The 13,613-nt window shown below is 64.1% G+C and carries 14 protein-coding genes; 7 read left to right on the top strand and 7 right to left on the bottom strand.

The genetic code is table 11. The annotated features are described in order from the left end of the window. Positions 1-36 precede the first annotated feature (36 nt). A complete protein-coding gene (ybaK, locus tag EA795_RS08430; protein ID WP_058076485.1) occupies positions 37-507 on the top strand; it encodes a Cys-tRNA(Pro) deacylase in 471 nt (156 codons plus the stop codon). 2 nt (positions 508-509) lie between these two features. Here ybaK and mltF read toward each other — a convergent pair whose 3' ends face one another. Continuing rightward, entirely contained in the window at positions 510-1,970 is a 1,461-nt protein-coding gene (mltF, locus tag EA795_RS08425) for a membrane-bound lytic murein transglycosylase MltF (protein WP_058073574.1), read from the bottom strand. A 193-nt stretch (positions 1,971-2,163) separates the two neighbouring features. Here mltF and EA795_RS08420 point away from each other — a divergent pair, with 193 nt between their 5' ends. Together EA795_RS08420 and EA795_RS08415 are read left to right on the top strand one after the other, a co-directional pair. Next, positions 2,164-2,457, top strand: a complete 294-nt coding sequence (locus EA795_RS08420; RefSeq protein WP_014852009.1) for a GIY-YIG nuclease family protein — start codon at positions 2,164-2,166, stop codon at positions 2,455-2,457. A 61-nt stretch (positions 2,458-2,518) separates the two neighbouring features. Beyond that, positions 2,519-3,457 (top strand): glutathione S-transferase family protein, encoded by a 939-nt coding sequence (locus EA795_RS08415; RefSeq protein ID WP_122076577.1) that lies wholly within the window; start codon positions 2,519-2,521, stop codon positions 3,455-3,457. A gap of 42 nt (positions 3,458-3,499) precedes the next feature. Here EA795_RS08415 and yejK read toward each other — a convergent pair whose 3' ends face one another. Continuing rightward, positions 3,500-4,507, bottom strand: coding sequence for a nucleoid-associated protein YejK (gene yejK / locus EA795_RS08410; RefSeq protein ID WP_058073571.1), 1,008 nt, complete (start codon positions 4,505-4,507; stop codon positions 3,500-3,502). Positions 4,508-4,773: 266 nt separating this feature from the next. On the opposite strand from yejK, the gene EA795_RS08405 reads away from it, so the two are divergent. Next, positions 4,774-5,277, top strand: coding sequence for a GNAT family N-acetyltransferase (locus EA795_RS08405; RefSeq protein WP_122076574.1), 504 nt, complete (start codon positions 4,774-4,776; stop codon positions 5,275-5,277). 105 nt (positions 5,278-5,382) lie between these two features. Continuing rightward, the gene (locus EA795_RS08400; RefSeq protein ID WP_122076571.1) at positions 5,383-6,282 is read left to right on the top strand and encodes a prenyltransferase; all 900 of its coding nucleotides are present in this window, start codon (positions 5,383-5,385) and stop codon (positions 6,280-6,282) included. A gap of 24 nt (positions 6,283-6,306) precedes the next feature. Here EA795_RS08400 and EA795_RS08395 read toward each other — a convergent pair whose 3' ends face one another. Then, on the bottom strand, positions 6,307-7,200 hold the full coding sequence (locus EA795_RS08395; RefSeq protein WP_043942531.1) for a LysR substrate-binding domain-containing protein: 894 nt from the start codon (positions 7,198-7,200) through the stop codon (positions 6,307-6,309). Between the two features lie 188 nt (positions 7,201-7,388). Here EA795_RS08395 and EA795_RS08390 point away from each other — a divergent pair, with 188 nt between their 5' ends. Then, complete coding sequence (locus EA795_RS08390) at positions 7,389-8,612, top strand: MFS transporter (protein ID WP_122076689.1); 1,224 nt, start codon at positions 7,389-7,391, stop codon at positions 8,610-8,612. Between the two features lie 304 nt (positions 8,613-8,916). Further along, a complete protein-coding gene (locus EA795_RS08385) occupies positions 8,917-9,108 on the top strand; it encodes a hypothetical protein (RefSeq protein ID WP_058073693.1) in 192 nt (63 codons plus the stop codon). A gap of 40 nt (positions 9,109-9,148) precedes the next feature. On the opposite strand, the gene rlmF is transcribed toward EA795_RS08385, so the two are convergent. The 4 genes from rlmF to EA795_RS08365 all read right to left on the bottom strand — a co-directional run bounded on the left by rlmF (position 9,149) and on the right by EA795_RS08365 (position 13,607). Beyond that, entirely contained in the window at positions 9,149-10,165 is a 1,017-nt protein-coding gene (rlmF, locus tag EA795_RS08380; RefSeq protein WP_122076568.1) for a 23S rRNA (adenine(1618)-N(6))-methyltransferase RlmF, read from the bottom strand. A gap of 42 nt (positions 10,166-10,207) precedes the next feature. After that, positions 10,208-11,377 carry a YbfB/YjiJ family MFS transporter gene (locus EA795_RS08375; RefSeq protein WP_058076490.1) on the bottom strand — a complete coding sequence of 390 codons (1,170 nt, stop codon included), beginning with the start codon at positions 11,375-11,377 and terminating at the stop codon, positions 10,208-10,210. An 89-nt stretch (positions 11,378-11,466) separates the two neighbouring features. Continuing rightward, positions 11,467-13,296 (bottom strand): SLC13 family permease, encoded by a 1,830-nt coding sequence (locus EA795_RS08370; protein ID WP_122076565.1) that lies wholly within the window; start codon positions 13,294-13,296, stop codon positions 11,467-11,469. Positions 13,297-13,310: 14 nt separating this feature from the next. Continuing rightward, positions 13,311-13,607 carry a winged helix-turn-helix domain-containing protein gene (locus EA795_RS08365; protein ID WP_058073565.1) on the bottom strand — a complete coding sequence of 99 codons (297 nt, stop codon included), beginning with the start codon at positions 13,605-13,607 and terminating at the stop codon, positions 13,311-13,313. Positions 13,608-13,613: the final 6 nt, after the last annotated feature.

The raw sequence follows: 13,613 nt of genomic DNA, 5'->3' as shown, positions 1-13,613 counted from the left end.
AGCCGCTTGTCCTCCAGCCAGCGCACCTGAACCTGCATGACTCCCGCCATCGATCTGTTGAAGAAGGCCAAGGCCGAACACCGTATCCACAGCTATGAGCACGATCCCAAATCCGCTTCCTACGGTCTGGAGGCGGCGGAGAAGCTCGGTCTCGACCCGGCGCGGGTGTTCAAGACGCTGCTCGCCTGCAGTGAAAGGAATGAACTGCTGGTGGCGGTGGTTCCGGTGGGTGGCAGCCTCGACCTTAAGGCGCTGGCCCAGGCCGCCCAGGTGAAGAAGGTGGACATGGCCGATCCCATGGTCGCGCAACGGACCACCGGCTATCTGGTCGGCGGGATCAGCCCGCTGGGGCAGAAGAAGCGCTTGCGCACCTTCATCGATCAGTCGGCGCAGGCGTATCCGACCATTCATGTCAGTGCCGGTCGGCGCGGACTGGAAGTCGAGCTGGCGGCGCAGGTATTGGCCGAGCAGACCGGTGCCCGTTTCGCGGCCATCGGGCGTGCGTGAAGTTATAGCGGCGGCAGGTTCTCGCTGAGGTCCTCGGCCTGGATGCCGGGAATATGGATGTCGCTTTGCACCAGTTGCTGGCCTTCCATCTGCGGCTGGGTCACCCAGGTGAGAATGTCGTAGTAGCGGCGAATGTTCGCGACGAAATGCACCGGCTCGCCACCGCGGGCATAACCGTAGCGGGTTTTGCTGTACCACTGCTTCTGTGCCAGGCGCGGCAGCATCTGCTTCACGTCCAGCCACTTGTTCGGGTCAAGGCCTTCCGCTTCGGCCAGCTTGCGGGCGTCTTCCAGGTGGCCGCCGCCCACGTTATAGGCCGCCAGCGCGAACCAGGTGCGGTCCGGTTCGAGCACGCTGTCCGGCAGGCTGGCATGCACCTTGACCAAGTACTTGCCACCGCCCTGGATGCTTTGTACCGGGTCGAGCCGATTGGAAACACCCATGGCCTTGGCGGTGCGCAGGGTCAGCATCATCAGGCCGCGAACGCCGGTTTTCGAGGTCGCATCGGGCAGCCAGTGCGATTCCTGATAACCGATCGCCGCCAGCAGGCGCCAGTCGATGCCATGGGCCTTGGCGGTTTCCCGAAAGGCTTTTTCATAGCGGGGCAGGCGTTGCTGCAGATGTTTGGCGAAGGAATAGGCGCCGACGTAGCCCAGCACGTCCACGTGCCCGTAATAACGCTCGTGCAGCCGCTGCAGGGTGCCGTTGCGGCGGGCCTCGTCGAGAAATTCGTTGGCGGCGTTGAGCAGGCTCTCGTCTTCGCCCTTGGGCAGGATCCAGGACAGGCTGTTCTCGTCCTCCAGATCGAACGCGGCCCGCGCATTGGTGAAGTAGACCTGGTTCATCGCCAGCTCGTTGGACTCGACCAGGGTCAGGTCGATCTGGCCTTCGTCGACCATGCGCAGCAGGTCGACGGCTTCCACGGCGTCGGACTCTTCATAGCGCAGTTCGGGATATTCGGCCTGCAACGCCTGCAGCTTCTCCGCCTGGCTGCTGCCCCTGAGCACCAGAATGCGCTTGCCGACCAGGTCTTCGATGCGCGTCGGGCGGCGCTGCCCCAGGCGATAGACGACCTGGGTGGTGGTTTCCAGATAGGGACGGGTGAAACGCGCCAGCTGATTGCGGCTCTCGCTGGCCACCAGGCCGGCGGCGGCCAGGGCCGGGCCGCCGGGACGATTCAGGCGGCTGAAAATATCCTCGATGCTGTCGGCGGTCTCGATCTGCAGCTCGACACCGAGATGCCCCGCGAAGCGCTTGACCAGTTCGTACTCGAAGCCGGTCTTGCCGTTGCGATCCTGGAAATAGGTCGAGGGGCTGTTGCGGGTGATCACGCGCAGTACGCCTTCCTCCTGAATGCGCTCGAGTTCGCTGGGCGGTTCGGCACAGCTGCTGAGCATCAGGAAGATTCCGGTCGCCAGCAACCAGGAGGTGCAGCGCTTGCGGAACAGGGTTTGAGCAAACATCGGCGCAGTATACGCAAAGGCGAACCGCCACCATATCTGGACAAGTACGATCGACTTTGCTAGCGCAACGGCGGCAGGCAGGCCGTACAGGCGCCGCCGAGCATGCAGTGGCGGAGCTGCCATAGCCCTTTGCGAACGAGGCGCCGACGGCGAGAATGGGCGCCTCGGATCCACCAGCAGCAGTAGTAGCAGCATGAATGCCGATTCGCCCAAACCCTGGTTCGTCTACTTGGTTCGCGCCGCCAACGGTGCCCTGTATTGCGGCATCAGCGACGATGCCCAGCGTCGCTTCGTCGCCCATCGGAGCGGGCGTGGCGCTCGCTTCTTCCATTCCAGCCCGGCGGTGGCGCTGGTGTACGTCGAAAGTTGCCCGAGCAAGGGCGACGCCCTGCGCCGCGAGCGTGCGATCAAGCAGCTGAAGAAGCCGGCCAAGGAGCGCCTGGTGAGCGACCACGATCCGCTGAATGTCTCGACAATCGGGGCCTAGGCTGACCTCGCAGCGCCGAGTAAGCTGCCGATTCTTCTAACAAGAACTGGCGGAGCCTGCCATGCATGAGCTGATCCTGCACCATTACCCCACCTCGCCATTTGCCGAAAAGGCACGTCTGCTGCTGGGGTTCAAGCAACTCTCCTGGCGCTCGGTGACGATTCCGCCGGTCATGCCCAAGCCGGACCTGACCGCCCTGACCGGGGGCTATCGGCGCACGCCGGTGTTGCAGGTCGGCGCGGACATCTATTGCGACACGGCACTGATCGCGCGCCGCCTGGAGGCCGAGAAGGCCACGCCGGCACTGTTTCCCGAGGGGCAAGAATTCAACGCGGCGGCACTCGCCCAGTGGGCCGACTCGGTGCTGTTCCTGCATGCGGTGAGCCTGGTATTCCAGCCCGAATCCATGGCGGTGCGCTTCGCCCAGGTGCCGAAGGAGTTCGTCGAGATCTTCAGCAAGGATCGCGCGCAGCTGTTCGCCAACGGTTCGATCTCGCGGGTTCCGCTGGAACAGGCGAAGAGCCATTGGCCGGTACTGATGGCGCGTCTGCGGCAGCAACTGTCGCGTGACGAAGGGGAATTCCTGTTCGGTGCGGCGCCCTGTATCGCCGATTTCTCGGTGGCCCACTGCCTGTGGTTTCTCAAGGGCACGCCGGTGACGGCGCCGCTGGTCGATGACTATCCGGAAGTGGCAGCCTGGCTCGGCAAGGTGCTCGGCGTTGGCCATGGCTCGCACAAGGCGCTCGATGCCGTAGATGCCGTGGCGCTGGCCCGTGATTCGGAGCCTGCGCAGTTGCCCGGCGAAGTCTTCACGGACCCGAACGGATTCGAGGCGGGACAACAGGTGGCGATCTGCGCAGCGGATTACGGCGCCGATCCGGTGATTGGCGAATTGGTGTTCGCGGGGGCCGAAGAGCTGATCCTGCGTCGTGAGGATGAGCGCGCCGGAGTGGTGCACGTGCATTTTCCCCGCCTCGGGTATCGCATCGAGGCGCGCTGAGCCCGGCTGGCGGCGGAGTTCCTCGCGGCTCCGCCGTGGCGGTCAGTCCTTGCGGCGCTTCAACTGGTCGACCAGCTGGGTTGGCAACTGACGGATGATCAGCATGTCGCGGGCTTCGTCATATTCGATCTTCGAACCCAGCAGGTGCGACTCGAAACTGATCGACAGCCCCTCGGCGCGGCCAGTGAAGCGACGAAACTGGTTGAGCGTGCGCTTGTCGGCCGGAAATTCCGGGGCCATGCCGTAATCCTTGTTGCGGATGTGATCGTAGAAGGCTTTGGGCCGTTCTTCGTCGATCAGCCCCGAAAGCTCTTCCAGCGAGACCGGCTCGCCGATTTTCGCCTGGCTGCTGGCATAGCCCACCAGCGCGCTGGTTTTCTCCCTGGCCTGTTCCTCGGGCAGGTCTTCGTTCTCGACGAAATCGCTGAAAGCCTTGAGCAGCGTACGGGTCTCGCCCGGTCCGTCGACTCCTTCCTGGCAGCCGATGAAGTCGCGGAAATACTCCGAGACCTTCTTGCCGTTCTTGCCCTTGATGAACGAGATGTACTGTTTGGACTGCTTGTTGTTCTGCCACTCGGAGATATTGATCCGCGTGGCCAGGTGCAACTGGCCGAGATCCAGGTGCCGCGCGGCCGCTACGTCCAGCGACTCGGTAACGGTGACGCCCTCGCTGTGATGCAACAGGGCGATGGCCAGGTAATCGGTCATGCCTTGCTGGTAATGGGCGAACAGCACATGGCCGCCGGTGGACAGGTTGGATTCTTCCATCAGCTTCTGTAGGTGCTCGACGGCCTGGCGGCTGAAGGTGGTGAAATCCTGATTGCCTTCCATGTACTGGCTAAGCCAGCCGCTGAACGGATAGGCACCCGATTCCTCGTGAAAAAAGCCCCAGGCCTTGCCCTGCTTGGCGTTGTAGCTCTCGTTGAGATCGGCCAGCAGATTCTCCATGGCCTGGGACTCACCCAGCTCGCTATCGCGGGCATGCAGCACGGCAGGCGTGCCGTCGGGCTTCTTCTCGATCAGATGGACGATGCAGTGGCGGATGGGCATGACAGATTTTCACGGTGGTAATGGGGAAGACGGCTTAGTCTACCGGTTGTTGCGCTGTGGTTCTGTAGTGGGTCATTCCTTGATGAGCCTTTGGCACACCACATCACCGGCTTGGCCCAAGGGTTGTTGCAGCACCTGGGCAGAGAACACCTGAGATAATGAGCGCCAGGTTCTGAGTGGCTGCTGTCAATTGCTCAGCCACAGCTGGCGAATCTGTCAGTAGGCGTAGAGAAAGAAAAAAGCCCAACTCCAGCCATGGAATCGAGATGATCAGCATTCGAGATGAACTTCCCGCAGACCTTGCCGCCATCGAGGCCGTGACCATTGAGGCATTTGGCTCCGCGGAACATTCAAGCGGCACTGAACAATTCATTGTGCGGGCGCTCCGCGACTCCGGGCAGCTAGCGGTGTCGCTCGTAGCAGAAGAGAACGGCCGAATACTAGGGCATGTCGCTGTGTCCCCTGTGACAATTAGCACCGGCTCGCCCGGCTGGTACGGGCTCGGTCCGGTTTCGGTTGTTCCAGGTCGGCAAGGAAAGGGTATCGGCACGATGCTGATCACCCAGGCCTTGGCTGAGCTACGTGCAGCGGGGGCAGTCGGCTGCGTCGTGCTTGGTGAGCCCGGTTATTACTCACGTTTTGGTTTCAAGGGGGAACCCAGGCTCGTGCTGCCGGATGTTCCGGCCGAGTACTTCCAAGCCATCGTATTCAACGGCACATTCCCTGCTGGCGAGGTTGCTTATCATGCATCTTTCGAGGCCACGGCGTGAGTTCAACCTCGAAGTGCAGCAGAGTATCAAGTGCCTGATCCTGTGCCGCAGTCGATGGCTTTGCCCCGGCTGAGCCATACGGCCCTTCATTGCGAGGAGTGACATGTGAGCCAAATCTGGGCCTTGCTCGGCGTGGTGCGGGGGCGGTTTCTGCTGCTGACGCTGAGCTGTGTAGCGCTCGGGGTGGCGCTTGCTTCGCGGTCGCAGGTCGGGGTGATGGAAGTTGGTGACGCGCTGCTGGTGTTGTTTGGCGCCCTTGCCGCACATGTGGCAGTGAATGCGCTCAACGAGTGGAGCGACTACCGTAGCGGTCTGGATCTGCGCACTCGACGTACCGCCTTCAGCGGGGGCAGCGGCACCCTGGTGGCGCGTCCGCAGCTGCTCGGGCGCACCCTGATGCTTGGCCTCGGCAGCCTGCTGGCCTGTGCGCTGATCGGGTTGTTTTTCCTGCTGCGCAAACCGCAGTTGCTGCTCAGCCTGGCGCCGCTCGGGCTGACGGGATTGGCGCTGGTGCTGCTGTATACGCCCTGGCTGACGAGGCACCCCTGGCTGTGCCTGTTCGTACCCGGTCTGGGTTTTGCGCTGATGGTGCTGGGGACGCGCATCGTGCTCGGTGGTCCGCTGCAGGGGCGCGACCTGCTGTTGGTCCTGGTGCCTTTGCTGCTGAGCAACAATCTGCTGCTGCTCAGCCAGTTCCCCGATATCGACGCCGATCGCGCTGCCGGGCGGCGTACCTTGCCCATGCATCTGGGCTGCGAGAAAGCGCTGTGGGTGGTGCTGGCGCAATGGCTGCTGGCTTACGGCGTGCTGCTTTGGGGGCTTTTCAACGGCGAGCTTGGTGGTGCTGCCCTGGGCCTGCTGACCTTGCCGCTGGCCCTGCGCGCCACCTGGCTGCTGCGCCGTGAACCGTTGCGGGCACGAGGCTTATTGCCTGCGCTGGGATTGAACGCTGCCGTCAGCGTGGCGACGCCGTTGCTGATGGCGCTGGGGCTGATGGTTCTGTAGCGCCTCTGGGGCGAAGTTCATGGCTCAGCGAGGTGCTGCGCGCGCCTGCTCGATCAACCAGTCTTTCAGTGCCAGGGCAGCCGGTCGGATTGCCAGCTTTCGGTGATGGACGATGTAGTACCCGGTGGGCAGCAGCAGGCAGTGCTCGAACGGCTCTATCAGCACGCCTGTTGCCAGTTCTTCCTCTACCAGGAAGGGGCTGGCCATGACCACGCCCTGGCCTTGTTTGGCGGCTTCGATGGCGATGAGGCCCTGGTCGAAGTGGATGCAGGGTATGGCCGCGATCTGGCTGTCGTCGAGCTGGCTGAACTCTTGGAGCCATCGTGGCCAGTAGGGCTGCGTGGTGGTGTCGAGCAGGGTGGTGCGTTGCAGGTCGTCCGCCTGCTTCAGCGCGAGCGCAGCGGCATAGTCGGGACGGCAGTACACTCGTCCTTCGTACCGATAGAGCATTGTGGCGTCCAGGTTGGGGTCGTCGTCCCGGAAGTAGCGAATGGTGAGATCGATGGCGTCGCGTTCGAAATTGACGAGGGACGTCGTGGCGCTGAGATGAAGTTCCACATCGGGGTGCCTGGTGACGAAGTCGGCCAGCCGTCGAGGAAGCCATTTTGCGGCAAAGCCCGGCGGCATGGACAGCGAGACGCTCTTGCTGCGCCGGCTCTTCAGTTCCCGGCTGGCATCGGCGATCTGCGAAAGTGCCGGCTGGATGTGCCGCCAGTAGGCCAGGCCCTCGGCCGTTGGCAGCACCTGGCGGGTCTGGCGTATGAACAAGGCGGTGCCCAGCCATTCTTCCAGCTTCTGAATCTGCTGCCCAACGGCACCCGGCGTTACGCACAATTCCTCCGCGGCAAGAGAAAAACTGCTGTGACGTATCGCTGCATCTAGCGAAATCAAAGATTTAAAAGGTGGGTAATCATTCATGCTGTAGAAAAACTATTCCATCGAGCGCATTAAATCAGTTGTAGACGAGTTGCTGCAGCAAGACAATTCGTGGCATTCCTGACGACGGGATTGTGCGTCGCGTCTGTTGCCATTTCTCGCTGCAATGCGGCTCGCGACGAAACGGCAGCAGCCCCTGGGATGTATCCAACAATGACGGAGACACGATGATGACCTCACTTTGGCGAAACAGCGCCTGGATTCTCCTGGGTGCCTCGCTGATTCTCGCCATATCGCTGGGCGTGCGGCATGGTTTCGGCCTGTTCCTGTCGCCGATGAGCACCGAGTTTGGCTGGGGCCGGGAGGTGTTCGCCTTCGCCATTGCCTTGCAGAACCTGATCTGGGGCCTGGCGCAGCCGTTCACCGGGGCGCTGGCCGATCGTTTCGGCGTGACGCGGGCGGTGGTCATCGGCGGGGTTCTCTATGCCGTCGGGCTGGTGCTGATGGCGATGGCCGACACGCCGGGCTCGCTTTCGCTGAGTGCCGGGCTGTTGATCGGCATCGGTCTGTCAGGCACCTCGTTCTCGGTGATTCTCGGTGCGGTGGGGCGCGCGGCACCGGTGGAGAAGCGCAGCATGGCGATGGGTATCGCCAGTGCCGCCGGCTCCTTCGGACAGTTCGCCATGCTGCCGGGCACCCTCGGCCTGATCGGCTGGCTGGGCTGGTCGTCGGCGTTGCTGGCGCTGGGACTGCTGGTGGCGCTGATCGTGCCGTTGGCAGCGATGCTGCGCGGCGACGCCCGTCCCGCCGAAACCAGCGGTGTCCAGCAGTCGCTGGGCGAGGCGCTGCGTGAGGCCTTTGGCCACTCCGGTTTCCGCCTGCTGGCGCTGGGCTTTTTCGTCTGTGGTTTTCAGGTGGTGTTCATCGGCGTGCATCTGCCGGCCTACCTGGTGGATCAGGGCCTGCCGGCCGTGAGCGGCACGACGGTGCTGGCGCTGGTCGGGCTGTTCAACGTGGTCGGTACCTACACGGCGGGCTGGTTGGGCGGCTGCTATTCGAAGCCGAAGTTGCTGACGTCGCTCTACCTGATGCGCGCGGTGGTCATCGGCGCTTTCTTCTTCGCACCGCTGACGCTCTGGAGCGCCTACGCATTCGGTATCGCCATGGGGCTTTTGTGGCTGTCCACGGTGCCCCTGACCAACGGCACCGTGGCGACGCTGTTCGGTGTGCGCAACCTGTCGATGCTCGGTGGCATCGTCTTCCTGTTCCACCAGCTGGGGTCGTTCTGCGGCGGCTGGCTGGGCGGTTGGGTTTACGACCGAACCGGCAGCTATGACCTGGTCTGGCAGATTTCCATCGCGCTCAGCCTGATGGCCGCGGCGTTGAACTGGCCGATTCGCGAGCAGCCGGTGGAACGTCTGAGCGTGCCGGCGGGCACTTCGGCGGTGGCCTGACATGAAGGGCCTGCGCTGGCTGATGATTGCGGCACTGGTTGGCCTGGCGCTGCTGGCCTGGTGGGGCTGGCAGCAGGGTGGGCTGGCATTGCTGCAGCTGGGTGTGGGGATCTGCTGATGCGCAGCCGCGGGTGCGCCGCACGTTCTGCGGCCATTCGTCCGGCGCGACAAGGTGAAGGGAATCAAACCGGGTTTTGATGCTCCAAAGCGCAGCGGTTGTATTGCCTCCGTTCTGGTGTCGCACAACCGTCATCAATACTTGGTAAATAGCTGCCTGCACGCAGTTACTGGAGCAATGAAGAAGATGTCCACCCTCACCGAACTCGCTCAGCACATCGCCAAGCTTTATCCGCTCAAGGATAAGTGCGCCGGCAAGCGTTACCGTGTGGTCGGCGAGTTGGCCGGCATGACCGAGCTGGAAGAAATCAACGGCGAACCGCGCTACATCCAGACCCTGTCGCTACAGGACAAGCAGCGCTGGGACATGGTCGTCTGAGCGAAGCATCCGCCCCGAGCCAGTGTCGACCGATGCTGGCTCATGATTCGGCAGCATTCCTGCGCCTGGCCTCGCCCCAGCGCGCCAACCGCCAGGCCTCACGTTCCCCCTCGTCGAGAAAGCTCCAGGCCACGAAGCGGCTGCGTTTCTGGCCCTGAGCCATTTCCTGCAGCTGTACCTGGCTGGCGCCCAGCCTGTTCAGAAGCGCCTGCAAGGGCGCCACGTTGCCGCCCTTGGATACCAGGGTACTGAACCAGCAGACCTGCTGCGCCACCTCGGCGCTTTCCGTTGCCAGACGCCGAATGAAGGCCAGCTCGCCGCCTTCGCACCAGAGCTCGCGGGCCTGACCGCCGAAATTCAGCACCGGTAGCTTGCGCTTGGGATCGAGCTTGCCGAGGTTGCGCCATTTGCGCTGGCTGCCACTGCTGGCCTCCGCCTGGGAGGCATGGAAGGGCGGGTTGCACAGGGTGACATCGAAGCGTTCATCGGGCGCAAGCACGCCGGCGAAGATCCGCTGCGGGTCGCTCTGCTGACGCAGGCCGATCGCCTTGTTCAGCTTGTTGGCCGAGACGATGGTGCGTGCCGAGGCCAGTGCGACGGCATCGATATCCGTGCCGGTGAAGTGCCAGCCGTACTCGCGCTGGCCGATCAGCGGGTAGATGCAGTTGGCGCCGGTGCCGACGTCCAGCGCCTGGATCGACGCGCCACGCGGTATCACTCCGTCGTTCTGCGAGGCCAGCAGGTCGGCCAGGCCGTGCAGGTAATCCGCGCGCCCGGGAATCGGCGGGCACAGATAACCGGGCGGGATGTCCCAGTGGGCGATGCCGTAGAACTGCTTGAGCAGGGCGCGGTTGAACACCCTCACCGCATCGGGGTTGGCGAAGTCGATGCTCTGCTTGCCGTAGGGGTTGCGAATGACGAAGGCGGCGAGTTCCGGGCACGCGGCGACCAGCGCGGGAAAGTCGTAGCGTCCACTGTGTCGGTTGCGCGGATGCAGTAACGGCTTGCCACTGTTGTCGGCCGAGGGTTTGCGAGGAGAAGTCTTCGGAGTGGGCATGATGGGCGCTGAAAGAAAATCAGCGCCTATTCTCCCATGGTTTCAGCGCTGGCGCGGCACCAGCAGCATCCACAGCAAACCCCAGAGCAGCGCACCCGCGCCCAGCCAGAAGGCGCTGTGCAGGGTGCCGCCCATGTCCAGCCAGACGCCGGTCAACCAGGGGCCGGCCAGTTGGGTCAGGCTGTAGAGGGCGATCAGCGCCGCCGACAGCCGAGGGCCCTGGTGGGGATGCAGCGTGCGCGCCAGGCGCTGGGTGAGCAGCACGGTGCCGAGGAAGGTTCCGCCGACCAACACCCCACAGATCAGGATGCCACTGGCGCCAGGCAGCAGCAGGATGGCCAGCACGCCGACCAGTTGCGTGACGTAGCTCAGGCGCAGTGCAGGCGCATCGCCCAGCAGCACGCCCAGGCGGTTCCACAGCCACGGCGAGGGCAGCGTGGCGAGGGCGACCACCAGCCAGCTGTTGCCGATCAGGAAGCTGCCCGGCGCGATCTGCAGATGCGCCACCATCGGCAGGAAGGTCATCGGCAGGATGTAGCCCAGCCCGGCGCCCGCATAAGAAAGGAACAGCGGCGTGCTGGCGCGATCCAGCAGCCGGCCGCTGGGCTCGACGGCCGATACCGCCGCCGGCTCGTCTTCGGGCATATCCAGCCTGGCCAGCTGGCGCCAGCCCCACCAGGCGAGGGGAATGGACAGCAGCGCCGCCGGCCACCAGCGATCGGCGCCCTGCAGCAGGCCATCGCTGAGGCTGACCAGCAGGCTGGAGAGGATCAGCCCTACGCAGACCCCCAGGTAGACCAGCCCGCTGGACGAGATCCGGCGATGACGAGCCAGCCACTCGAGAATCAGCGAGGGCGCCTGGACGAACACCAGGCCATTGCTGATGCCGTTGAGCAGGCGCAGGGCGTAGAGCGCATCCGCCGACTCCGCCTGGGTCTGGGCGAGGGTGCTGAGCACATTCACGGCCAGCGCCCAGGGCAGGCTGCGGCGGATCTGTGCGACGCGATGCCAGCGCACCGCGAGCAGCGCGCCGATCAGATAGCCCAGGTAGTTCCAGGTGGCGGCTGTGGCGCCTTGCTGGATATCGAGCAGGCCATCCTGCACCAGCCAGGGCAGCAGCGGCGTATAGATGAAACGGCCCAGACCGTGAACGACCAGCAGCAGGCTGGCGCCAGCCAGCAGCGTCGGGAACAGGGCGGGGCGTTGGGGCATGGTAGGTGCTTGCCTGGAAAAGCGGCGATCTTAGCGCCGGCTGCGGTGAAGCGATATGCCACTAATGAATGACGGGCGTTCCGGGCACGCTACAACGGGAACAGCCACGGCACCAGAAGGACCGAAACCAGCATCACCAGCAGTGTGAAAGGGACGCCGACGCGGACGAAATCCGCGAAACGGTATTGTCCCGGCCCCAGCACCAGGGTGTTCACCGGTGATGAAATGGGTGTCATGAACGCCGCCGATGCCGCCAGTGCGACGATCATCGCGAAGGGGTACGGCGAGGCGCCCAGCTGGGTGGCGGTGGATATCGCCACCGGTGCCATCAGCACCGCGGTGGCGGTATTGGAGATGAACAGGCCGATCACCGCGGTGAGCAGGAACAGGCATGCCAGCAGCGCATGCGGCCCGGCGTCGCCGAACAGGCCGATCAGCCCGGAGACCGCCAGCGCGATGCCGCCGGTTTTCTCCAGCGCGAGAGCGAAGGGCAGCATGCCGACGATCAATACCAGGCTTTGCCAGTGGATGGCCTTGTAGGCACTGTCCATGTCGACGCAGCGGAACAGGCCCATCACCAGACAGCCGATCAGCGCGGCCAGTACGTTCGGCACCAGCCCACTGACCATCAGGCCAACCATCACCGCCAGGCCCAGCAGCGCAAAAGGTGCCTGGTTGGCCGCCGGCGCGACGTCATCGATCTCGGCGGGCAGGCTGAGCACCAGGAAATCGCGACTCAACCCCTGCAGCCGGTGAATATGCTTCCAGCTGCCGGCCACCAGCAAGGTGTCGGCAGGCTTCAGCTTCTCGTCCACCAGCAGCCCCTGCAGCGCCTGATGGTTGCGGCGCACACCCACCACGTTGAGCTTGTAAGTGCTGCGAAAGCCCAGCTCCTGGATGGTCTTGCCAGGCAGGCGCGAGTCCGGCGGCAACGCCACTTCGGCCAGGCCCAGCTCGCGCGAATAGTCGCCGTAGTAGGAGTCGCTCAGCTGCAGCGACTCGACGCCCAGCTCCTCATAGGCGCCCAGCAGGCCGATCGCCGGGCTGGCCAGGTCCACCAGCAGCACGTCACCGACGAACAGCTCGGTATTGCCGGTGGCGATCAGCAGCTGCTTGCGGAACTTGTACTGGCGCTCGATGGCGATCACGTTGATGCCGTACTGGCTGCGCAGCTTCAGCTCGTCCAGCGCCTGGTTGGCCAGTACCGAACCGGGCAGTACCCGCAGGCGACGTTCGCGTTCGGGCAGGCGATAGCGCTGGGCAAGGATGTCCAGCGTGTCGCGTTGCTCGACGGCCACTTCCTGCACGGTATCGCCGCCCAGCCAACGGCGGGCCAGCAGCATGTAGCCGATGCCCAGCACGAGGATCGCCAGGCCGATCGGGGCGAAGCTGAAAAAGGCGAAGCCGTCCAGGCCGGCGCGCCGCAGTTCGCTGTGCACGACCATGTTCGGTGGGGTGGCGACCAGGGTGAGCATGCCGCTGATCAGTCCGGCGAACGCCAGCGGCATCATCAGCCGCCGCGGCGAAACCTTCATGCGCGCGGCGATGCTCAGCACCACGGGAATGAAGATCGCCACCACGCCAGTGGAGCTCATCACCGAGCCCAGGCCCGCCACGGCCAGCATCAGCAGGACCAGCAGGCGAGTTTCGCTGCTGCCTGCCGAGCGCATCAGCCAGTCCCCCAGCCGATAGGCGATGCCGGTGCGCACCAGGCCGTTGCCGATCACGAACAGTGCGGCGATCAGCACCACGCTGGGGTCGCTGAAACCGGCCAGCGCTTCGTTGACGCCGATGACGCCACTGAGCGGCAGGGCGACCATGGCCAGCAGTGCGACCACGTCCATGCGTGGCTTGTTGATCACGAACAGGCCAACGCAACTCGCGAGCAGGAAAAGAACCAGCAGCAGATCGACATTCATGGAGGGATGTGACGTCAGGGATAGTCGAGAACGGACTTGAGTCGGGGCAGGTTGCGTTCGATCCAGCGGGGATCGATGGCGCCCCAGTCGTGGATGCGATAGTGGCCGGCGTTGTGGCGCTCGCCGTCGTCCTGGACGAAGCGGCAATCGATGTCCAGGTCGCCGAGTGCAGCCAGGGTGTCCTGCGCGGTGCGGCGCGGCATGCCGGTCGTGGCCATCAGCGCGGGGACGCTGCTGGCCGTGCCGCTATCGATCAGCCAGGCGACGTAGAGCCGCCGATAGAAACTGCTTTTGGTCTTGCTGATGGTCATTGTTCC

Origin of the sequence: Stutzerimonas nitrititolerans, assembly GCF_003696285.1 — a bacterium.
GTDB classification, from domain to species: domain Bacteria; phylum Pseudomonadota; class Gammaproteobacteria; order Pseudomonadales; family Pseudomonadaceae; genus Stutzerimonas; species Stutzerimonas nitrititolerans.
Note: the sequence above shows the minus strand (reverse complement) of the source record. Positions and strands in the feature narration are given on the sequence as shown.